This is a genomic window from Pseudomonas sp. GW821-FHT07G06 (assembly GCF_058986625.1).
Map to the genome: position 1 here is coordinate 443,907 of NZ_JBYSVW010000004.1, position 22,566 is coordinate 466,472.

The 22,566-nt window shown below is 53.0% G+C and carries 16 protein-coding genes and 2 pseudogenes; 13 read left to right on the forward strand and 5 right to left on the reverse strand.

Annotation, left to right across the window (positions count from 1 at the left end; all coding sequences use genetic code 11):
- Nucleotides 1-52: 52 nt before the first annotated feature.
- Both AC3WJW_RS11045 and AC3WJW_RS11050 read right to left on the reverse strand, forming a co-directional pair.
- Nucleotides 53-3,175 carry a transglycosylase domain-containing protein gene (locus AC3WJW_RS11045; RefSeq protein ID WP_493726000.1) on the reverse strand — a complete coding sequence of 1,041 codons (3,123 nt, stop codon included), beginning with the start codon at nt 3,173-3,175 and terminating at the stop codon, nt 53-55.
- Nucleotides 3,176-3,445: 270 nt separating this feature from the next.
- The gene (locus AC3WJW_RS11050; protein ID WP_493726001.1) at nt 3,446-3,904 is read right to left on the reverse strand and encodes an REP-associated tyrosine transposase; all 459 of its coding nucleotides are present in this window, start codon (nt 3,902-3,904) and stop codon (nt 3,446-3,448) included.
- 483 nt (nt 3,905-4,387) lie between these two features.
- On the opposite strand from AC3WJW_RS11050, the gene AC3WJW_RS11055 reads away from it, so the two are divergent.
- Entirely contained in the window at nt 4,388-5,809 is a 1,422-nt protein-coding gene (locus tag AC3WJW_RS11055; protein WP_104450743.1) for an amino acid permease, read from the forward strand.
- A gap of 65 nt (nt 5,810-5,874) precedes the next feature.
- Here the strand turns inward: AC3WJW_RS11055 and AC3WJW_RS11060 are convergent, their stop codons facing one another.
- Nucleotides 5,875-7,011, reverse strand: coding sequence for an OpgC family protein (locus tag AC3WJW_RS11060; protein ID WP_493726002.1), 1,137 nt, complete (start codon nt 7,009-7,011; stop codon nt 5,875-5,877).
- Between the two features lie 246 nt (nt 7,012-7,257).
- Here AC3WJW_RS11060 and AC3WJW_RS11065 point away from each other — a divergent pair, with 246 nt between their 5' ends.
- The 3 genes from AC3WJW_RS11065 to AC3WJW_RS11075 are packed head-to-tail and all read left to right on the forward strand — an operon-like array spanning nt 7,258 to nt 10,080.
- Nucleotides 7,258-7,632: a GtrA family protein gene (locus tag AC3WJW_RS11065; RefSeq protein WP_493726003.1), complete on the forward strand. Its 375-nt coding sequence runs from the start codon at nt 7,258-7,260 to the stop codon at nt 7,630-7,632.
- Nucleotides 7,629-8,570, forward strand: a complete 942-nt coding sequence (locus AC3WJW_RS11070; RefSeq protein WP_493726004.1) for a glycosyltransferase family 2 protein — start codon at nt 7,629-7,631, stop codon at nt 8,568-8,570. Before AC3WJW_RS11065 ends, AC3WJW_RS11070 begins: the two co-directional genes overlap by 4 nt.
- Nucleotide 8,571: 1 nt before the next feature.
- Complete coding sequence (locus AC3WJW_RS11075; RefSeq protein ID WP_493726005.1) at nt 8,572-10,080, forward strand: glucosyltransferase domain-containing protein; 1,509 nt, start codon at nt 8,572-8,574, stop codon at nt 10,078-10,080.
- A gap of 45 nt (nt 10,081-10,125) precedes the next feature.
- Here AC3WJW_RS11075 and AC3WJW_RS11080 read toward each other — a convergent pair.
- Nucleotides 10,126-11,013, reverse strand: a pseudogene (locus AC3WJW_RS11080) (glutamate synthase-related protein); the annotation flags it as partial.
- A gap of 39 nt (nt 11,014-11,052) precedes the next feature.
- Here AC3WJW_RS11080 and AC3WJW_RS11085 point away from each other — a divergent pair.
- The 9 genes and pseudogenes from AC3WJW_RS11085 to AC3WJW_RS11125 form a co-directional block, all read left to right on the forward strand.
- Nucleotides 11,053-13,104 carry a hypothetical protein gene (locus AC3WJW_RS11085; RefSeq protein WP_493726006.1) on the forward strand — a complete coding sequence of 684 codons (2,052 nt, stop codon included), beginning with the start codon at nt 11,053-11,055 and terminating at the stop codon, nt 13,102-13,104.
- The gene (locus AC3WJW_RS11090; RefSeq protein ID WP_493726007.1) at nt 13,088-15,103 is read left to right on the forward strand and encodes a tyrosine-type recombinase/integrase; all 2,016 of its coding nucleotides are present in this window, start codon (nt 13,088-13,090) and stop codon (nt 15,101-15,103) included. The genes AC3WJW_RS11085 and AC3WJW_RS11090 overlap by 17 nt, the downstream gene beginning before the upstream one ends.
- Nucleotides 15,100-16,011 (forward strand): hypothetical protein, encoded by a 912-nt coding sequence (locus tag AC3WJW_RS11095; RefSeq protein WP_493726008.1) that lies wholly within the window; start codon nt 15,100-15,102, stop codon nt 16,009-16,011. Before AC3WJW_RS11090 ends, AC3WJW_RS11095 begins: the two co-directional genes overlap by 4 nt.
- A 178-nt stretch (nt 16,012-16,189) precedes the next feature.
- Nucleotides 16,190-17,284 (forward strand): site-specific integrase, encoded by a 1,095-nt coding sequence (locus AC3WJW_RS11100; RefSeq protein ID WP_493726009.1) that lies wholly within the window; start codon nt 16,190-16,192, stop codon nt 17,282-17,284.
- 387 nt (nt 17,285-17,671) lie between these two features.
- Nucleotides 17,672-18,028, forward strand: a complete 357-nt coding sequence (locus AC3WJW_RS11105) for an XRE family transcriptional regulator (protein ID WP_493726010.1) — start codon at nt 17,672-17,674, stop codon at nt 18,026-18,028.
- Between the two features lie 190 nt (nt 18,029-18,218).
- Nucleotides 18,219-19,109: a DUF4747 family protein gene (locus tag AC3WJW_RS11110; RefSeq protein WP_493726011.1), complete on the forward strand. Its 891-nt coding sequence runs from the start codon at nt 18,219-18,221 to the stop codon at nt 19,107-19,109.
- A 4-nt stretch (nt 19,110-19,113) separates the two neighbouring features.
- Nucleotides 19,114-19,677, forward strand: coding sequence for a hypothetical protein (locus tag AC3WJW_RS11115; RefSeq protein ID WP_493726012.1), 564 nt, complete (start codon nt 19,114-19,116; stop codon nt 19,675-19,677).
- Between the two features lie 467 nt (nt 19,678-20,144).
- Nucleotides 20,145-20,501 (forward strand): hypothetical protein, encoded by a 357-nt coding sequence (locus AC3WJW_RS11120; protein WP_493726013.1) that lies wholly within the window; start codon nt 20,145-20,147, stop codon nt 20,499-20,501.
- 532 nt (nt 20,502-21,033) lie between these two features.
- Nucleotides 21,034-21,501: pseudogene (locus AC3WJW_RS11125) on the forward strand (IS5 family transposase); the annotation flags it as partial.
- 33 nt (nt 21,502-21,534) lie between these two features.
- Here AC3WJW_RS11125 and AC3WJW_RS11130 read toward each other — a convergent pair.
- On the reverse strand, nt 21,535-22,566 hold a 1,032-nt coding region (locus tag AC3WJW_RS11130; protein ID WP_493726014.1), incomplete at its 5' end, for an RHS repeat-associated core domain-containing protein.

Below are 22,566 nucleotides of genomic sequence, written 5' to 3' on the forward strand. Positions count from 1 at the left end.
AGAGTGAAAAATACATAGTTACTGCCACGCGTGCGTATCTGCCGATCCATGCCTAGCGGCGGGCAGTTGCCTCGGTTGCCGCGGTTGGCTGGCACATCGTGTGGGTGCCGGGTTGCAGGTACGGCGTCAGGATCGGCGCCATGCCCTTGAGCACCTGCACCGGCAACGCCGAGGTGAAGGTGAAGCTCTCCGCCGAGCGGCCCGGCACGAACGCCGTCAGTGTGCCGAAATGGTGATCGCCGATGTAGAACACGAACGTGGCCGTGCGGTTGAGCGATTTGGAGCTCAGGATCCGCCCGCCCGAACCGATGGCCTCGATGCGGTTGTCACCGGTGCCGGTCTTGCCGCCCATCGCCAGCGGGCTGCCGTCGGCCAGTTTGAAACTGCCGGACACGCGTTTGGCCGTACCGGCATCCACCACTTGCGAAAGGGCTTCGCGCATGGCCGTGGCGACTTCCGATGGCATCACCCGTTTGCCGACGTCGGGGTCATTGATCAACTGGGTTTCATAGGGTGTGTGCGCGGCGAAATGCAGGCTGTCGATACGCAGGGTCGGCATGCGCACGCCATCGTTGAGGATGGTGCCGATCAATTCGGCCAGGGCCGCAGGGCGGTCGCCAGAGCTGCCGATGGCGGTGGCCAGCGACGGCACCAGGTGGTCGAACGGATAACCGACGTTCTGCCAGCGCTGGTGAATGTCGAGGAATGCCTCGATCTCCAGCATGGTGCGGATGCGACTGTCACGAGCGCCCTTGTGCCGGCTTTTGAACAGCCAGCTGTAGACCTCCTGGCGCTCGAACTGGCTGGCTTTGACGACGTCGCCCCACTTGGCGTCGGGGTGATTGAGCAAGTAGCCCATCATCCACAGGTCCAGCGGGTGAACCTTGGCGATGAAGCCCTGGTCCGGCAAGTCGTAGGCGCCGGGACCGTAGGCTTCGTAGAGCCGCACGAGACGTTCGTCAGTGAGTTTTTCCGTGAGCTTGGCACCCGTCAGGTGCGAGCGCACGAAGGCGTTGAAGCTTTCCTGGCTGGCCTGTGGCAGCAGGTAGCGATGGACGGCGGCCATGCGGATCGGCGTCGGGCGCATGCTGTCCAGGAAGGTTTCGAGCCGTTCCTGGGTGTCCTTGTTCCTGTACTTCTTCCAGAACTTGAGCAGGAACGAAGTGCCCTCGCGGTCGGCGAATTCGGCCAGGTATTCCTGGCGCCGCGGGTCGCGGTCGTCCTTGAGCAGTTCGGCACTGCTGTTCGGGCCGGAGTAGGTGGTGTAGCGCACCAGGTCACGCATCAGACGAATGAACGGCAGGTTGATCGACTCGCGCAGGGCGTCGCGCAGGGTCGGTATCCGGCCGTTGTCTTCCTTGCGGAAGTTGTGGAACACATGCAGGCCGCCCCCGGTGAAAAACGCCTCGCCGGGGCTGGCGGAGTATTTGCGGTCCAGGGCGGCGCCGAGCATTTTTTGCAGGTCGCGGTCCTTGTTTTCGATCAGGTAATCAACCGCCCAACGGCTCAGGCGGTCCTGATCCGGCACCTCGACTTTCTTCAGTTCCGGAACGGCCATGCCGGCGTATTTGTCGTGCAGCTCGGCGATGATTTGCAGGTAGGTGGTCAGCACGCGCATTTTCGCGGTGGAACCCAGTTCCAGTTTACTGCCTTCATTGATGTCGAAAGGCTGGTCGGTGCTGTCGGTCTGTACCCGAACCCGCGAGCCGTCCGGTGTCAGTTCGAACAAAGTGAAGCTGTAGCGCACCTGGGTGGTGCTGGTGGTGGTCAGCAGGCGTTCGCCGATCAGGCCGATTTGCGTGGCAAACTCAGGGTCGGCGAGCTTTTTCAGGTACGCGGTGGCCTCGGATTGCAACTCGCCTTGCAGTGTGCTGGTGGCGGAGAGGTCAAGGCGGTCGAGGTCATACAGCGGGCGATTGAGCATGCCGGCCAGACGGCTGCGCGCCACGCTGATGCCCTTGTTGGTTTCGATCGGTTGCATGGTCGGCTGGGTGGCCCAGTCGCGGTAGGTCACTTTGCTGGCCAGGGCAGCCGCGGCGAACTCGGCGTCGATCACATGGTTTTGCGCCAGCAGACGAATATGGCTGTCGGTGAGGTCGGCCAGTTCATCATGGCCCTTGGTCAGGTAATGCGACGGGCGGCGCTGCGCAATCATCAACGACAGCACTTCACGCAAGGCCAGGCCTTTTTCCGCCATGGTCTTTGGATCCGTTGCCTGGCTGTTCAGCACCTTGTTGGCGCTATCGAAATCGGAGCCGTACCACACACGCAAACCCTCAGCCATGCCATGCACTTCACCGTGGCCCGGTACGGCTGACAACGGCACGCTGTTGAGGTAGTCGCGAACCACGTTCTGCCGCGCTTCCAGGGTTTGAGGCCCAGCCTGATAGGCGCGCACGGTGGCAGAAATCATCTGGCGAATTTTTTCCGCGCCATTGACCGTCAAGCCATCGGGGGAATGCCGGTACTTCTCCAGTTGCGTGGCCAGGGTACTGCCACCGGCGGATTGGCCGGGCACGTGCAACATCTTGGCCAACTGGGACCATGCCGCCATGCCGAACCGCGGCCAGTCCACCGCCGGGTTGGCCAGCGGCTGCCTGGGGTCGAGCAGGAAGCGGTTCTCGATGAACAGCAGGCTGTTGACCACCACCGGCGGGATCGAGGCAAAGGTTGAATAAAGCTGTTGCGGGTAGTTGTACTGGTACAGCGGCGCTGCGCGGCAATCGGTGATCGACAGCCCGGCCTGGATTTTCTCGGCATAAGGCACGAACAGGCCCTTGTCGGTGTACTTCAACAGCTCTGGAGAAAAGCGGGTTTGCGCCTCAACGACGAAATTGCGCTTGATCAGGCGCGGCAGGAACTCATCCAGCGAGCTGTAGCCCAGGCGCCGATCGAACGGGCCGTCGCCCGGATAGCGAATCGCATCGCTGGGGCCGGGTTTGAGCTCATAGTTCAGGGAGGCGGCATATTTGCTGACTTCCCGGGCCTGGAACCTCGAGGTGCGCATCTCCCTCATGGCGGCCAACCCCACGACAATCGCGATAATCAACAGCAATAGCCAGAACGCTCCCCATCCGTGCCTGGAACGACGGGGTTTTTCAGGTATAGGCGCTTCATCCACACTCTCAGTCGGAACCACGGTTTTACTCGAATCGGTTTGCCACAAAGCGCCCATAGTCGATTGATCCATTCACGCAGATTGATCGGACTTGTCTGAAGCTTAGACGGTGGTTGGCGAGGGTGAAAAAAATGTGAAGGGCAAAATGTCGGGTTATTGCCGTTTCCTGTGGCGAGGGAGCTTGCTCCCGTTGGGCTGCGAAGCGGCCCCCAGCCTGATAAATGCGATTCGTCCGGTTGATCTGGTTCTCTGGTTTTACGACTGCTGCGCAGCCGAGCGGGAGCAAGCTCCCTCGCCACAAAAAGGAGCAGACATTGGGAGCTCTATTCAGAGCCAGCACGCATCCCAGAGCGGGTAGTCGCCAATTTTATCCACAAGCCCAGCCCTGAGTGGATTGGCAACAATGTAACGGGCGAACGGTAGAAGCTCCTCTCCATCGCGAATGGCCCGGTCGTGGTAGCCGGATTGCCAGAAGGCTCCACTTTCGTTCAGTGCCCGGTTGATGGTGAGGGTGCTCCGGGATTTGATGGCTTGCATGAGTCGCGCCAGCGTTTGCTGCTCAAGCTGGATTAACCAGTGGAAGTGGTCCGGCATGATGACCCAAGCCATCGAATCGACCCATTTTTGATCATGGGCTCGCCTGAGCTCTTCAACCAAAAGGCGTCCAACCCGCCAGTTTGCGAATATTCGGCGGCGCTGATGCACGACTGCGGTTATCAGATAGCCCCGACCTGGTTCTGAGTACCGTCCGTAACGCAGTCGATGAGAGTTTGGATGTGGGTGCATTCCGTTGCGTCCTTTAACTGTTGTCTAAGGACGCTAGCTCCTCGTTTTCCTGCTTGAACCTGTATTGGCTGAGTGAAATCTCCCAACTCATTGAAGGATTCGGATCCGGGTAGCGCTGTTGTGGCGAGGGAGCTTGCTCCCGCTGGGCTGCGAAGCGGCCCCCAGCCCGGTAAGTGCGATTTGTCTGGATGATCCGACTTTCCGGTTTTGCGCCTGCTGCGCAGTCGAGCGGGAGCAAGCTCCCTCGCCACAGTAGGGTGGCTGTCTGAAACACCTGAGTTAGAGCTTTCCAGGCTTTTGCAGGGGCATGACGTTGCACCATTGTTGTGCAATACTCGGCGCCGCTTTTCCCACTGATCTTGCGGGTTTTTCCTACAGGACGGCGTTGCCCACGAGGCAGGGCCGGTTCGGGAAGCGATGGCTTATCGGCCTTCGCTTCGCCACTCGGTGGTCATATCCAATAACAAGACGAGGTTGTCCCCCATGCCTGTAGGCAATCACCTGCCCCAAGGCGAGACCGCTCAGGGCGGTCCGCTCAAACGTGAACTCGGCGAGCGGCATATTCGCCTGATGGCACTCGGTGCCTGTATCGGCGTCGGCCTGTTCCTGGGCTCGGCCAAGGCCATCGAAATGGCCGGCCCGGCCATCATGCTGTCCTACATCATCGGCGGTCTGGCGATCCTGGTGATCATGCGCGCCCTCGGCGAGATGGCCGTGCACAACCCGGTTGCCGGCTCGTTCAGCCGTTACGCCCAAGACTACCTGGGCCCGTTGGCGGGCTTCCTGACCGGCTGGAACTACTGGTTCCTGTGGCTGGTGACCTGCGTCGCGGAAATCACGGCCGTGGCGGTGTACATGGGTATCTGGTTTCCCGATGTACCGCGCTGGATCTGGGCGCTCGCTGCGTTGATCAGCATGGGTTCGATCAACCTGATCGCGGTCAAGGCTTTCGGTGAGTTCGAGTTCTGGTTTGCCTTGATCAAGATCGTCACCATCATTGCGATGGTGTTCGGCGGCATCGGCATCATCGCCTTCGGTTTCGGCAACGACGGCGTGGCCCTGGGGATTTCCAACCTGTGGACCCACGGCGGCTTCATGCCCAACGGCGTGCAAGGCGTGTTGATGTCCCTGCAAATGGTGATGTTCGCTTACCTCGGCGTGGAGATGATCGGCCTGACCGCCGGTGAGGCGAAGAACCCGCAGAAGACCATTCCGAACGCCATCGGCTCGGTGTTCTGGCGGATTCTGCTGTTCTACGTCGGTGCGTTGTTCGTGATCCTGTCGATCTACCCGTGGAATGAAATCGGTACCCAGGGCAGTCCGTTCGTGATGACCTTCGAGCGTCTGGGTATCAAGACCGCTGCCGGCATCATCAACTTCGTGGTGATCACGGCGGCGTTGTCGTCCTGCAACGGTGGCATCTTCAGTACCGGGCGCATGCTCTACAGCCTGGCGCAGAACGGCCAGGCCCCTGCCGGCTTTGCCAAGACCTCGAGCAACGGCGTGCCGCGTCGTGCACTGCTGCTGTCGATTGGCGCGTTGCTGTTGGGCGTATTGCTGAACTATCTGGTGCCGGAAAAGGTGTTTGTCTGGGTGACGGCCATTGCCACCTTCGGCGCGATCTGGACCTGGGTGATGATCCTGCTGGCCCAGCTCAAGTTCCGCAAAGGCCTGAGCGCCAGCGAAGCGGCCGGCCTGAAATATCGCATGTGGCTGTACCCGGTCAGTTCGTACCTGGCGCTGGCGTTCCTGGTGCTGGTGGTCGGCCTGATGGCGTATTTCCCGGACACCCGCGTGGCGTTGTATGTGGGGCCTGCGTTTTTGGTGCTGCTGACGGTGTTGTTCTATGTGTTCAAGCTGCAACCGACCAATGTGTCGCAGGGTGCGGTGCGTTCGGTTTCGTGAATGTGCCCCGGTCCATTTGACCGGGGCTTTTTTGAAGATCAAAAGATCGCAGCCTGCGGCAGCTCCTACAAGGACATGCCGGGCTGCGATCTTTTGATTGGCTGGTTCAAACGCTTGTTGAACTCAAGCCAGGTTGCCAGCAACGCCATCAACCCGGCACCCACCAGCGCCGTGAAGATCTGCATGGCAAACGCATCGTCGGTCAGGGCGTTGACCATGTCCGCCAGGGGCGCCAGCAGCACGCCCAGGCAGAAAATCTCCAGCGAGAAGCGGCCCATGCGGCAGCTTTGCTGTGCCAGCCAGTTTTGTGTCCATCCGCTGTCGGGAATCAGTTTCGCCGTGACGTAGGCCAGTGCGAGGAAGTGCAGCAGGCGCACGGGGGACAGGTTGGTCTTGCTGATGGGGTAGAAGAAGTTTTGCAGGCTCGCCGGCACCACGGCATCGTGCAGGTCCGGCCAACGCCACAGGACGGTCAACACCCCCGCGACCACGACATACAGCGCCGCACTCACAAACAAGGGTTGGCGTACCAATGGGCGGGTCTCGGGCAAGCGCGGGCGCTGGCTGTGAATCGCAGCGGCGCCGCCGAGCACGAACAGCAATTGCCAGGCGACCGGGTTGAAGTACCAGACGCCGTCCTTGATGGCCGCCAGGTTCCAGCCCGCCAGTGGCACCATCAGGTACAACGCCACTGACATCGCGACCACCACCCAGGCCTTGCGCACCAGTATCGGCAGCACCAGGGGCAGCCCGGCCAGCAGCACGATGTACAACGGCAACGGGTCCATCAGGTTCGGCTTGAAGCGCAACAGCAGTTCATCGATCAGGGCCTGCTGAGGGTTGCTGATGAAATGATGCATGCCCATTTCCTCCACCAGATCCCGTGTTTCCACGTGACTGTTGGCGAAAAACACGATGCCCATCAGCATCGCCAGCAGGAAGATATGCACCACGTAGAGCACCCACGCCCGGCGCAGGATCTTCACGCAGGCGATCAGAAAGCCTTCGCGCGCCAGGACTTTGCCGTACGCCAGCACCGCGGCGTAACCGGCCAGAAACACGAAAACCTCGGCCGCATCGCTGAAACCGAAGTTACGCAGGGTGATTTGCCCCAATGGGTTGTGGGGCACGTGATCCCAAAAGATGAAGATCAGTGCCAGGCCACGAAAAAAGTCGATCCGGTGATCGCGCGCTAACGTCATGACAGCAGGCTCGTATCAGCGAGTGAAAATGGGATTGGCTGCGGGCGCAAAGGGCCGCGCGCCAAGTCGGCGGCGCGCAGGGTGGCGTGATTCGCAGGGAATTGCAAAACCGGGATATTACCGGATGTCTCGGGCGTTGCTCCAAGGCTCAACCGCTGGTCTGAAAGGTTCAAAAATCTGCGATTTCTGACAGTAGACAGGCTCAAATACTTTATGGGTGCAACGTTCCTGAAACGGGAGCCTCACATGAGACTGTTGTGGAAAGGGCTGTCCAGTTACACGGTGATCGGGGTCGCCAACACCCTGATTCACTGGCAGATCTTTTTCCTGTTGAGCGTGGCGGCCGGCCTCAGTCAGGCGATCAGCAACCTGAGCGCCTTCTGCGTGGCTGCGTCGTTTTCCTTCTACATGAACGCGCAATTTACCTTTGCCGCCAGTGCCTCGATCGCCGGTTATCTGCTGTTTCTTCTGGGCATGGGGACACTGAGCCTGGGCGTCGGTCACCTGGGTGATGTGTGGCGCCTGCATGGCCTGCTCACCGTCGTGCTGTTTTCCGCGTTGAGCCTGGTGTTTGGCTTCCTGTATTCCAAATACGTGGTGTTTCGCGAGCGTGATCAATGAAAATCTCGCTCATCGTCCCGGTATTCAACGAGGAGCAGTCGATCAACCTGTTTTACCTGGCGGTGCGTCGCGAGTTGAAACTGGGCGATGCCGAGGTTGAAATCGTCTTCATCAACGACGGCAGCTCCGACCGCACGGCCGAACAGGCTACGGCACTGGCCGAGGCGGATGAGCAGGTGCTGCTGATCAATTTCTCGCGCAACTTCGGCAAGGAACCGGCCCTGTTTGCCGGCCTGGAGCACGCCAGCGGCGATGCCGTGATTCCCATGGATGTCGACCTGCAGGACCCGATCAGCGTCATCCCGCTGTTGGTCGAGCAATGGCAGAAGGGTGCCGATGTGGTGCTCGCCAAGCGCCGCAATCGGGACGTCGACGGCTACCTCAGGCGCCACAGCGCGTCGATTTTCTACCACGTGCTCAATCGCATCGCCTACACCCGGATCGAGGAAAACGTCGGGGATTTCCGGCTGATGGATCGCAAGGTGGTCGACGTGATCCGTTCCCTTCCCGAGCACCAGTTGTTCATGAAAGGCGTGTTGTCGTGGGCCGGGTTCAACACCGTGGTGGTGGAGTACGAGCGGGCAGGGCGGGTGGCGGGGAGCAGCAAGTTCAATGGCTGGAAGCTGTGGAACCTGGCGCTGGAAGGGGTGACCTCGTTCAGCACCGTGCCGCTGCGCTTGTGGACCTATGTCGGTGGCGGCATTTCGATTTTCGCGGTGTTTTACGCGGTGTACATGGTGTTGGACAAGATTTTCTTCGGCAACAACGTCCCCGGGTATCCGTCGCTGATGACCGCGATCCTGTTTCTCGGTGGCGTGCAACTGATCGGCATCGGCATCCTCGGCGAATACATCGGTCGCATCTATATCGAGGCCAAGCACCGGCCGCGTTATGTGATCAAGGACATCGTCGGCGGCAAAGACCGGGGCGGGCACTAGCATGGGCCGGTTCAGCGACTTTTTCGTTCGCGAGCTCAGCCGGCATCAGGTCTGGCGGTTTTTTCTGCTCGCCACCCTGGTGTATGTCCTGCCGTTGATCCTCGCGGATTATCCCTACATCGATGACAACTGGCGCTCGCTGGCGGCGGGCATGGCCTGGTCCGAACAGGGCCGACTCTTCGCCCAGCTGTTCTACAACGCGCTGACCTTCAGCCATGCGGCGCCGAACATCTTTCCCTTGCCCCTGTTGATCGCCACGCTGGCCATGGCGGCCGCGCTGACCAGCCTGACCTTCCATTATTTTCGCCAGCCGACCGTTGCTTGTTGCCTGGTGCTGTTGCCGCTCTGGTACAACCCGTTCTTCCTGCAGAACCTGTCCTATCAATACGACGGTCCCACCACGACCCTGAGTCTGGTGGCGGTGATTTACGCCATCACCTTTCGTCACCCGTGGCGCGGCGTGCAATGGTTGGTGCCTTCGTTTCTGATTGCACTGGCGCTGGGGTTGTATCAGATCAGCCTGAATGTGTTCCTGGGTCTGTGTTGCCTGGAATTGCTCAGGGCTGCCAACGATAAAACCGCCCCGGTGCCATGGCGCGACCTGCTGGGCTGGAAAGCCGCCCAGGTCATCCTCGGCGGGTTGATCTACAGCGTCAGCGCTTATCCGTTCATGGACTCCAATCGCACGTTGCTGCTGGAATGGACGGCGCATCCTTTATTGCAGATCCAGATCAACATTGACCGGGTCCTGGAGAAAGTCGTGCTGCTGTTCCATGGCGGATGGCTCTGGGTGTTCGGCGGGTTGCTGTTGGTGGCGATAGCCGGGGCGGTGCGGCTGGGTCTGAACGTAGCGGCGCGTCAGGACGACGGGCCGAAGAAGCTGTTGATCGGCCTGATGTGCTTGCTGACATTGCCGGTGGTGACGCTGCTGGTGTCCGGTGTCGCGCTGTTTTTTCGCGACTTCAATGAGGGCGCCCGCACCTTGATGGGCTTCGCCGTGCTGCTGGTGTTGCTGTGCTATTTGAGCCATCTGGCGCTGGCGTCGATTCATGAGCGACTGCCACTGTTGTTGATCATTCCGCTGCTGGCCATGCTGTCATTGTCGTTCGCCTATGGCCGGGTGCTGACGATGCAGAAAACCTTTGCGTCCACGGCACTGGCCAGCCTTGCGTATGACATCGCCAACCATCAGTCGCTGCGCGAGGCCAGGCGGATCTACCTCTCGGTGACTTACTCCGACTATTGGTTGGTGGCGGCGGCAGGCTCGTTCAAACAACTGCCGGTGCTGCACTATCTGCTCAATACCGATTTCTACATGTTGGCCGAGAACCTGCCGAAAGCGGGCATCACCAATGTGGTGGCGGAGCGCGAGCGGCGCAATGCGACGCGGGTTGGTTATCAGGGCTATCCGGCGCTGGTGGACAGCCAGTTCTACCGGATTTACCTGATTGGCGATTACGGTTTTATCGTGATGAAGGAGCCGGCCCGGAGCAAAACGCTGCGGTGGTGACGGGCGAAGATCAAAAGATCGCAGCCTGCGGCAGCTCCTACAGAGTCAGGCGGCGGCTACCTCGTTGGGCTCGAAACTGTCGGCCCGGGCCATCTGCCACATCCGCGAGTAGAACTCGCCGTTCACTTCGCCAGTCAGCAATTCCCCCGGCTTGAGGAACACGTGCAGCTGCGAGAACAGCTTGATCTCGGTCGCCGACATGCGTCGCACCAGATGCTTGGCCGACAACTGCGACGGATGTTCGAGGCCGGCGGCAGCGAGCATTTCCGCCAGGGCCTTGAGGGTGTTGCGGTGGAAGTTGAATACGCGCTGGGCCTTGTCCGGCACCACCAGCGCGCGCTGGCGCAGGGTGTCCTGGGTGGCGACGCCGGTCGGGCATTTGTTGGTGTGGCAGCTCTGCGACTGGATGCAACCGATGGCGAACATGAAGCCGCGTGCCGAGTTGGCCCAGTCGGCACCGATGGCCAGCACGCTGGCGATGTCGAAGGCGCTGACGATCTTGCCGCTGGCGCCGAGTTTGATCTTGTCCCGCAGGTTCAGGCCCACCAGGGTGTTGTGCACGAATAGCAGGCCTTCGCGCATCGGCACGCCGATGTGGTCGGTGAACTCCACGGGCGCGGCGCCGGTGCCGCCTTCCTTGCCATCGACCACGATGAAGTCCGGGAGGATGCCCGTTTCCAGCATGGCCTTGGCAATGCCCATGAACTCCCACGGATGGCCGAGGCAGAACTTGAAGCCCACCGGTTTACCGCCGGACAACTCACGCAGTTGTGCGATGAAATGCATCATTTCGATCGGCGTTGAAAACGCCGTGTGGCGCGAGGGTGACACGCAGTCCTCGCCCATCAGGATGCCGCGGGTTTCGGCGATTTCTTTGGTGACCTTGTGCTTGGGCAGGATGCCACCGTGGCCGGGCTTGGCGCCCTGGCTCATAAAGTTATATTACTGTGAAATGTTGATCTAGGATTTCCGATGGGCCGCAAGCGGTTAACAATCGATATAACGCAAGAAATTGAGCTCGATCTCATACAAAAGCGTTTTGAGACAAAAGATGATGAGGGGCTTTACCCCTTCTCTACTAGCTGGGAATGGTTACCTAAAAACTCCGGTGAAAAAGATCAAGCTGTTTCTCTCACTGTAGACAGCAAGAATGTGTCTGAGCGGTTCCTAAAGAACAAGCGCTATAACCCGAATCGATTCTTTTATTCGGCATTTTTGGATGACTTTCCGTGGGCAGTAAAAGTGTTTGCGCAAGCCTTGAAAACTATATGCCTTGAATCGCTTCCCACCCGCTCTATTAGTGACAGCTTACGCAGCGCAGTCGGAGAGTTTCTTGGATTTTGCAAAAAAAATAATGTGCCGCTAAATAATTCATTGGACTGTGATTTTGAGCTTTTTTGTAAGTGGCGATCATATTTAAAATCTCAAAGAAAACTAAGTCGAGAGAAAGCGAGGCAATACAGATCAGTGTGTCGAGTTGTAGAAAGAATTTCAGGGACTAAGAATTTACCCGCTAAGTTTACAATGCCTGTATATTCGTATGACAGCCCTGAGCATTTACCTTCATATAGTGATGCTGTTATGTATCAGTTGATCAGTGCCTGTATCAGTGATGTACAGCAGATAATGGTGGCGGCTGCAGATTTTGATTTTTTTGCTCAGGATTTGTTGGGGAGGCAAGAAAAGCTAGGTATATACGATTGGAGAAGGTTGCCTAAACTATTTTTGGAAAGTACATCCTTTAGAAATGCGAAAGTTGATGGGTTTTTTCCAAGTCCTGCAGATAAGAAAAAGTTAAATAGATTGGGAGAAAAGATATTCAGAAATTCGGAATTAGATCGTGATAGTTTTCTTAATAGTGTGCCGATTATAACTTCTACTTCCGCAGTTGGACACGCTTTGTTGTTTAAGCGGATGACTGAGAAGCAGGTCCCCACGCGTGACTCATTACTGCCTTTTTTTCTTCTTTTTTTGATATTTTCTGGCAAAAATAAAGAAACTGTTATGTCTTGGAAAAGCAAGCAAAAAGTTAGAGGGTCGTTAGTGCCACCCACAGAATGTAAGGATCCACTTTCATCCGATAAGTGCTGGGTTAGAGGCTATAAAAAACGTGGGAAAGGACGGGGGATTGCTGTGGCCGAAGATACTTATATTAAGATATCTAATGAGGGGGTTTATCCCATTCTGCAATTTTTGCTTTGGTATGTTGAACCGTTAGGAAATAGTGCAGTAGAGTCACACAAAGATAGCATGTGGCTATATGTTGGAGAAGGAGAGGTGGACTCGTTTGGTCCATTATCATTCTTAAAGGGCTGTAGGGCCTTTCTCGCTCGACATCAAATATGGGATGTCAGTGTCGATTCTAATGGGGAATTAGTAAGGCAACAGTTGATGACATTAGATTCACGTCGGTTTCGAAAGGTTTTTGCATCGAGAGAACTTTTTAAAGCTGTAGCGCAAAGTCAAAACTATAAAGAATTAAGCGAGTCTTTGGCTTTTGCGTTGGATCATAAGAAGTTTGATACTACTTTAGGTAGTTATATGGCATTAGGTGCTTCTAAAAATGTCACTGATGTCGGGATTTTTTCTCTGCAACTCAGATATGTTGAAGAGGCTCGAAAGTTTAGAGGCGAAAAAGTGGTTGGGGGTCAGGTCGATGAGGTAGCGGGTTTATATGCCGCGTGCGCGGCCCCAAATACACCTGATTACGAAGGTGCACCGGATAGAGTTTTGAACGGCTGTGTTGAATATGATATGTGTCTGGGGTGTACTCAAAGTCGAGTTTTCGAAGTTCATTTGCCTAGAATTGCAAAGCGAATTACCCAATACAAAAAAATAAAGACGATGATGCCTATTGATATTTGGGAGGCACAATATGGTAGGAAGTTGGCTCGTGCCGAAGATGTTCTGAAGACTTGGTCGGATAGAGGCGCAGTTGAAAGCGCTATCGAACATGCCGAAAGTGGAAGCGTTATGCTGCCTGAATTGTTAGTGTCTGGGGCGGGGAATGAATTTTCAAACTGAGTTTAATATTGAAGCGACAACCGTTTCTAATGTAGAGGCTGAATCTAATGATTTTCAATGGAGGACTTTGAGAGAGATTGAACATAAATTTAATAATTTGAAAGTTAGTCACTTAAGTAGCTTTGGCGATAATGTTTGGGATTGCCGATTCGAAGGGGCTAGAAATCCAATGTATTTCGAACGCGCGATAGGAGGGGGCGATAGAGGGAATCTACCATTGCTGCTACTTTTGAAGCTTATTCTAAGCAATCTATTAGGACAAAACTCCGTTAAGGAGCGGTCAGCCCGCAGAGTGCAGAACGTTTATGACTCCGGTAAGCAGATGATAGCCTGGATCGCTAAGAAAGGATTTTTGATTGCTCCTTGTGAGGGTGGCCATTTCAGAAGTATGGCTGAAACGCACACAGAGTTCTTTGATGATTTTTTTTCTCAAGTAAATGCGTATGATCAACATCTTAATACCAAGAGAGATAAAGTTAGGTTGCTTCAAGAGTGGTGGAGAATATCGGCTATACCTAATTATCTGCCATCTTTTCTCAAGCTTCCTGAAGACCCTTTCGTAGGAAATCTAATATCTGATGTAATACCTCAGTCAATTACCTCCTCGCCAGAGGATGATTCGGGCTGGCTGCCAATTCCACTAGACTATGCATTTCCTTTGGCAAATACAGCGATTAACTATATAGAGAAATTTTCATCTTCTCTCTTTGCGTATCATAAAATTGTGCATGAGGTGATTCTAAGAAAAAATATAGGTCACTTTGTTAGTAGGTTTGCTTTTTACAAGGAATGTAAAGCTCAGGGTGTATCGGTAGAAGAGCTTGGTGAGCAATTACCGTTCGACTTGATATTTGAAAAGTACACAAGTCCTTCGGATGCAAGTAAGTTTACATATTCGCTTCGGCAAGAGCAGGCTGGGTATAGTATTAAATATATACAGCAGGCTGCCATTACTATTATTTTGTTTACAACCGGTATGCGCAGTGGAGAGTTGAGGGATTTGCGATTGGGATGTTGCGTTCCGGATTACTCAATGGGGGTTGACGAGTTTTACAGAATGACAGTGATAATAAGCAAGACAAGCAATGAATATGTTCAAGGCCAAATTGTTACGATACCAGTTCCTAAAATAACATATGATGCCGTTCGTGTGTTGGAGGTGTTGGGTTCAACTAAACGACGTAAAGATTTCCTTGTCGCACCCTTGCAAGCGCGAAATGATAGTGGAGCAACCACCGGAAGAGTCTCGAGTCAATCGATATGGAACTATACCGTTTCATTCGCAAAGAATGCAGGCGTGTCTTATCGACCTCATCCGCACCAATTTCGAAAGACCATAGCTGGGTGGTTTGTATTGAATAGTCCTGTACTCGGCCCGCTGCTTGTGATGCGTTTATTCTCACACAAGTCGCTCGCTATGACGGAACTCTATCTTCGTAATAATCAGCTGATCAAAAGCGCGCGGCAGGAAATGTTGGTGCAGCAATCGTTATCTCTGATAGGTGGAATTGCTAATTCTATTCAAAAAGATAAGTTGGCCGGTGGGGCCGGTGACAAAATGAAACAGGGTATTAATTCTGCCGCAATATTTGAAGGCCTTACAGGAGATGCGCTGGGGACGACAATGGAACAATATTTAAAGGAGCGTGCTCTACAGGGTTCAGTGCATTTTCTGCTAACGCCTCTCGCTATATGCGTCTTTGATCCCGATGATGAAGAGGAAAAACCTTGTGCGAAGATGATTAGGAATACTGGATCTAATTCAGCTCTCAATGTAGGAGATACTAATGGGATACCGCTCGTTGATAAGTGTGTTGGTTTGGACTGCTCTAATTGTTTGGTGACTGAAAGCATGTCAAGGCAGCTTGAGCAGTCTTTGGAGTTTTACCGAGAGTTAGTGGGTGGAGCACTAAAAAATTATACAAGCAACGTTCACTTTGTTGGGATGGCTAAGGATTTTGTCGATAGGTACACTCCGGTGTTGGCCAAAGTTAAATGAGTAATCTATATGAAAAATTATCCTTTGCAAAACAAGCTTTTATTGATATGCAAAAAGAGTTTGATGGGAGGGGAAAGATAGTTACAATTTCTGCAGTTTCCAGACAATGCGGTATAGATAGAAAATATTTTTATGGCGTAATTAATACTCCTGATGAAAAACTCAAGCAAGCGTGGGCAGATTTTGGTCGAGAGATCAAAAGCTTCAAACTCTCGACGCGCGAAGCGATTGAAGTCAATGTTTCATTAAGTTTAAAAGATAAGCTAAAGGCATCACTGGTTGAGAACTATGATTTAGTTGAAAGTAATATAAATTTGACGAAGGAAAAATTTCGGTTAGAAAAAATATTAACTGATGCAAGGTTGGCAAATGAAAAAATGCTTTTTCAAATACGCCAATTGGAGTCTATTAAAAAACTTGATAGGTATTCAGTTCGCCAGTTTAGTATTAAGCCAGTTGTTATCAGCCCCGATGCGTTGCAGAAAGGGTCAGACCCACTCTCTCGTAAACAATCATGGGTGATGGCAGTGAATCAATTGAGGGAGTTTCTTGCCAGGCCGTTAGAGAAGGATTTATTTATTACGGTTGGGGTACCTGGTTGCGGGAAAAGCTCGTGGAGTTCAAGTTTTGCAGGGAGCGGTAGACTAGTCGTGATCTTTGACGCATGCAATTTAACCCGTGCTGATCGATATGAGCTGTTAGCTTTGGCTCATTCTGAAACTAATGTTAGAACGATTGCTGTCGTATTTCACGGCTCCTTAAGTACTGTTATTGCTAGAAACTCATCCAGATCGCGATCCAAGCAAGTTTGTAATGACTTGCTCAAAGTTATGTACGAGTCGCTGGAATTCCCTGCCTTTTCTGATGATGTTGAGGTCTTTGATGAGATTTGGAATCTGCGTTGTTGAGTCTTGAGGTGGAATTGTGTATTTAGAATTTGTAACGCATACAGATGGTACGCCCATCCCTCATGTTGGCGGCAGAATACATTACCCTTTAGCCCGGTTTCTGATTCATTTGCGGAGCACATATAAGAAAAAGGGCGGTCGGCGAGAACCGCAGACAATAATTAACATATATAATCATATGAAAATTTTATTTGATTATTGTATCGACGTACAGCTCAGGTTTGATGAGTTGACTTTCGATCCCTATGTTGCGCTTCTTAAAAAAGCACTTCTTCAGCGCGAGGTAAAACCTCAATCATTAAATTTGTATTATCGTACTTGGCGCTCTTTCTACGAGTGGTGTGACTTAGAGGGGGTCCCGCATATGATGGTATTTCCGACTAAAATCCTAAAGAATGTTCCTGCAGGGTCGTCAGCTTCATTTTGGAAGAGCTCTAACTTGATAGCAGCGGATCCTGGGCTCGAGTCTGTGGAGATTGTTGCTGACTATAAAGATTGCATATTGAATTCCGTCGATTATAGCGCGCTAGCTTCAGAGCTTAGGAAGATTGATCCTGTGTATGAGATGATTGCCTTTGTGATGCTCACAACAGGTTTACGTATCGGCGGAGTTCTTCAGATGCCGCTCGGGCCCGACGCAAGGAATAAAAATTGGCTGAGGTATCCAGAACTCCTGCATCGGAAAGTAGTTTTTCAGAAAATGATTTATATTCCTAAAGGCGGGAAGCGCTTGTTAAGCTGTATAGTGTTGACAGATGCGCTGAAAATTGTGCATGAACAATATATTCGTAGTTTTCACAAAGGTCGCGGAGAGATTTATTTAAAAAAAAATGAGAGCAAAGATATTGCTCCGCTTTGGCTTAACGCAAAAGGTAAAGTGATTTCTTCACATGATGTTTGGCTAGCATTTAGAAATGCTTCTGAAATTCTAGGTAGACGTATTGTTCCCCACTTTTTGCGACATACCTATGCTACATATATAATTTATAATTATTTTAAAGTCCACGGTTTGAAGCCTAACTTGGCATACGCTCATGATATTCATGAGCAGCTTAGGCAGCAGCTAGGGCACTCGGATTTGGAGGTTACTAAAAAATACATAAAAACAATTATGCGAGTTGAAATGGAGGCTTGGTTGCCGGTGCTAACACCAGGGATTGATCAATTGATAAATCTTTCTACGCCTGTAGAAGTGATGAGAAATGTAAAAGATTTTTTTGAGTCAGCAGATAGCTTACAGCAATTGGACACTGACGCATTGTCTGGTGATTAGGGGCGTCACCCGGATTAATAAACATGACTGCGCGTGTAACGATTTCGTACTGAGCTACGCCTACGTTATTACAGATGTAAACGTGGTGATTTTCCGCTGGAAGTCAGCGGTTTAACAGGTTTGAGAATGCAAATTTCTCAAGCTTCATCAACATCTTGTACCCGGAACAGCTCGGTGTGCGGTACGGCAGGGCAAACTGAGCTCAGTTTTAGCGCCTCATCGCCAATGCTGCTGAGCTGAACGAATCGGCCCCCGCAGTGTGTGGCATGTCGGTATTAACGACAGAACTGCAGTGGTAATGGGCAGATCAGGTACGTCTCCTGTACTGTCTAGAATTGTTGACGTAAAGTGTGAAATTGCCAGTTAATGTCTAGGAATGCTGACGCTATGAGACTTCGCGCGCAATCGGATCAAGTTCTCGCGGAAACCATCGGCGCGCGCCTGCAAACGCTGAGGTTGAAGCGCAACATTAGCTTGGAAGCGGCGGCCGAAAATGCGGCGATCAGCCGGCAGACGTTGCATCTGTTACTCAGTCAGGGCAAAGGGACCCTGATCAATCTGATCGCCGTTTTACGCGCGCTCGGCGAACTAGAACGCCTGAGTTCGTTGTTGGAAGAGGTGCAGCCCAGCCCCCTGCAAATCATGCAGATGGAGGGCAAAAAGCGGCGTCGCGCTACCGGTTCGCGCGCTGGCACCAAGGCGGATGTCGTTCCCTCCAGCAAGAACCAAAGCATCGATTGGTGACAAATATGCCGGCGGTCCAACACTGATATGTTGGCTGGTGACGGTTATGACGGTACCGGTTTCGCTAGTTTCAAGGTATCAGGGACCAAGAAGCCTCCGCAGCTGGGTAGTAGATGCATTTTGCTATCATTTCTGGGATGCTGTGGAACTGCGTTGGCAATCCTCGTAATCATGGACGGTGTTGGCTGTTATGAGCAAAACTCGTGAGTCGGCTGGTGAAAATTACTCTCGTGATCGCAAGCTGGAGGTCAGCTGCCTGAATTTGGTGCTGCACCCTCACTCTCAGGGACTTTACATCAACCTGTTGAGGACAATTCATGCGAACAAGCTGGACATTAAAGTTCGTGGGGACGACGCGGTCATGTTGGGATCCGTGTTCAAGGGCGAGGAAGGCGATGTCTATGTCGGGGAAATCTTCAAGTTTCTAAAGCTCAATGCTGCGGAGGATTGGTTCAATACCCTGAGCATGGAAATGGCTTCTAGGAACGACGTCAGTGGGATTGTCATTCCAGAAAATTTGAAGCCGCATTTCAAAAGGTTTCAATATGCGTTTTTTCCCAGCAAACACAGGCTATTTTACGTGTCGCGTAGCGGATCCGATGCGTTATCTCCTGGACTGCTGAAAAAATTTTTCGAGGGCGCCTCTGAGTCGGCGGTGCTTGCTGAGTTTGGTCCGTTGACCGTGACCGTCGAGCCACGGATAGACTCTACCGAGCAAATTTTCTCGATTCCTCGCATTTCTCGGTTAGAAATGGAAATTAATAAGCCAAATCCAGATGACTTAGCCGGTTTGGACGTAGAAATGCAAGAGCGTTTGCGCCGGCTGAATGCAAAGAAGGAAATTGTCATCCTGGTCGAGGCTAATCCTGAAGGCTTGCAACCGGATGCTGAGCTCAAAGCCCTAGCGGATGTTGCCGCGTCCAATGGCAAGGTTTATGCCAAGGGGCGCGATGTAGAAGGTTCCGTCATAAAGCTCTCTACAGAAAGCATGCCCATGACAGTGCCGGTGACCTTCAATCCTGACCTTCAAGCTGAGCGGGAAGCTCTGGTTCAGGCCGCACGGGAGCTGATGCCGAGGTGAGGATATGTTTGAAGAAATAAAGCAGTCTTATGCCAATACTTTTACGCTTTGGGGGCGCTACTGGAAATATTACGGTGGCATCAAGGCGGTTGTTAATTCACTCTATTTTGGCCTATCTGTAGTGGTCGCGCTGGCCTGCTTTAATGTGTGGCGGGCGCCAGCGTGGTGGGATACGGTTATCGCTTCAGTGCCCACCATGCTCGGCTTCACTTTAGCGGGCCTTGCTGTCCTGCTTGGCATGGACTCTAAATTTAGCAAATTTATATCCGGCCCTGGGAGCAATGGTGGGCCGTCACCATTCGTCCGCATGATTTCCACATTCGTGCATTTCGTTGTTCTCCAAGTGTTATCTCTGATCTACGCCATAGTGTGTAAGTCCTTATACTTCGAGTTGCCGGGTATGCCTGATTGGTTCTATTGGATCATGGCATGGGCCACTCCTTTAGCTTGGTTCATCGGTTTTCTTATCTTTATTTATGCGATTTTTTCGATGTTGGCCGCGACGTTCTCGATCCTGTGGACCAGTGAGTGGCTGGATAAGTTTGTTAGCTTGGATAAGGATGATTGAGGTTGCCGAGCTAAGCGATACGCAGGGAAATCTGAGATTCGAAGCCGATTTCTTAGCAGCCGGTCATCGATCAGCTATTGAATGATCGTCAACGCACTCGGTGATTGTGGCTGTCGGATCGGGATCGAGCGGACTCAGATCAAGGTCGGAATGCCTGTGGTTGGGCAACACTGTGGGACCAAGTGAAGATATTCTGAAGCTAACCGTGACCCATAGCGACCTTCAGGATAAAATCGACGGTTATTGTTGGACTGCGAGCGGCATGCGGGACAGGTGACGTCCTATCCAGCAGTTGTATTGGCTAGTCTTGGTTGCTTCATTTTTAAAGCGAGAATTATTAGTGCGTGATGTAAGCACTCAAGACGCAGCATTTGCTCCGCCCCAGTCCGCCCCAGTCCGCCTCAAAACGCCTATCCATACCCTCTTTAACGCTCGCTGAAGCGGACGAGATTCCGGTCGAGACGCTAGTGCGCTTTGCGCTGCGTGACGGCCGCCGACCAAGACCTATTTACACCGCCCACAAATGGTTTGCCCGTCGTCTGCCGTCCGTCTTTCGCAGTTTGCTGATTGGCGTGACGAGCCCACCCGGTGAAGATTTCGAGTCACTTTACTACGGTGATGCTGACCTACGAGGCTACACAGTGCTCGACCCTTTTGTGGGAGGAGGAACCTCGGTGTTCGAGGCCTCACGCCTCGGCGCAAGCGTACATGGTTGCGATGTCGATCCAGTAGCGTGTGCGGTCAGCCAGCTTGAGTTAGACGCTTTCGAAATGCCAGATCTGCAGCCCGTGTTCGAAGCGCTCAAGGAGTGGGGCGTCAAATAGGTGAGTACCATAGTTCAGGTGATGAGCTCGTTCTACACCATTTTTGGGTTCAGAATGTCAACTGCACTCAATGCGCAACAAACTTCGATGCCCATCCCAATTATGTACTGGCCCGACGACGGTAAGGTTCGTTACGCGTTTTGTGCCCACTGCGATGAGGTTGTGTCTCTGCCTGCGGGAACGCGTCGATTTTCCTAACGTCACCTCGGGCAATACCCATGCGGCGGTGTTGATGCTGGCGGAGAAAGGCGCCGATCTGATTTGCAAGATGCCTGACCCGATCCGTTTATCGCCCCCCCTATTGCCCCCATCTTGTGGACCAGCCTCGGCCGTTGGGGGGGCGAGTGATGGAGCAACATCTCGAATCATGTAGTGTGTCGTTGAGACGCACAATACGACATGCATTTTTCTCGCTGTAATCTGCATGAGAGGTAAATCGAGCAGGTGAAAGCGCCATAGGACGGTCGTCCGGGCATAGACCGTTGTCCTCGGCGTCATAGTCCAGCTAAAGCGTTCGTAAGGAGATTGCACTTCCTCGCACGCTCTGACGACCAAAATCCACATGCTGTGCGACGTCAATGGTGTGCCGTTGCGATTCCTGCTGTCAGGCGGGAAAGCCAGCGATATTACCTACGCTCAACCATTACTGGATGAGGCTTACATCCCAAGCGTGCGCGGCCGTCCTCGCAAACGCTGGCGATGGCTGTTGGCCGACAAGGGATACGATGCTGAAGCTCTGCGCCGTTACTGTGATCGTTATCGAATGCAACCAGTGATCCCGCGGCGCAGCATGAAGCGCAAACCCAAGCCGGGCTTGCCCAGGCTGTTCGATCGCCCCAAATGCCGGCAGCGCAATATCATTGAGCCCATGTTCGGGTGGCTGAAAGAGAACCGCCGCATCGTTACGCGCTTTGACAAACTCGTGACAGGTTTTGCGGCGATGGTCTCATTAGCTCGTGCCATGCGGGGTTTGCGACAGTCCTTTTCGTACAGAACCTAAAAGTAATTTGTGGTACCCATCCCGTGATTTATCCTATTTTTTTGTACCAGTACGCTTAAATAACGATTTAAGAAAACTTTTTTTGCCTGAGGCGGCGGTTAACGAACTGGCCGCAGTAGTATTACTCGCTGCCATAGCGACTGCTGTAGCAGGTTTTGGTTTTGGCTCAATAAGTTCTTGAAACATAGAATAAGGTTTGCCGGGAGCGGTACTGTCATTCGCCTCTATTGTTGACATCGTCTCAATTTTTTTAGTTAAAATTCCTGCTTTCGCGATACGTTCACCTGTTGCTCCAAAAAAGGCAGATGATTGTTCAACTCCCGCAAGACTTTCTTTAAAGTCAGAAAGTACTTCTCCAAAGCTTTTCTCAATATCGATACCAGCTGTTCTAAACAGCCCAGTAATATGCATGTTCTCATAAGTAAATGCGGCAGCACTTGCCCGCTCATATAGTGAGTGTTCTTCCAGGAATGCTAATACTCCCTCTGCTTTTGTGCGATCGTTATTGAGCGATCTGAACTCAGTCACCTTTGCAATATATTCATCGGGAGATGAAAACATGGTGAGGCGGATATAAGAGTCTGCCTCCCCAATGTGCTTTTCTTTATATGTGTACCCTTCAGGGATTTCTTGTCCTGCGCCGGCTGGCGGTCTGTAATGACCAGAATCATTGGTGATTTCTTTACCCGAAATCTCACCCGCGAAGTCAGGAAATCCTACTTCTGCTGCTGGCCGAATTCCCATATGCCGACTTGCCGTACCCGCGTACATTCGTTTATCCCAGATAGCTATTGGGGCATAATCTACAGATTGGCCTGGCTTGACTAAGTAGCTACCAATCCGGGCATAGGCGCTATCGTGAAAAATATCATTAAGAAACGATCCAAGAACGGGGTAAATCGGTAGCAGTCCCTCTGAGTCTTTAAGAGTGATCGGGTTATTCCTTACCATCCGAAACAGGTTCAGTCCATCAACAGTGCCGGCCGGGTCCGGGTTGAGCCAGCGGCCCAGCCACGGCGCGTAATAGCGGAACCCGTAGTAATACAACCCGGTCGCATCGCGCTC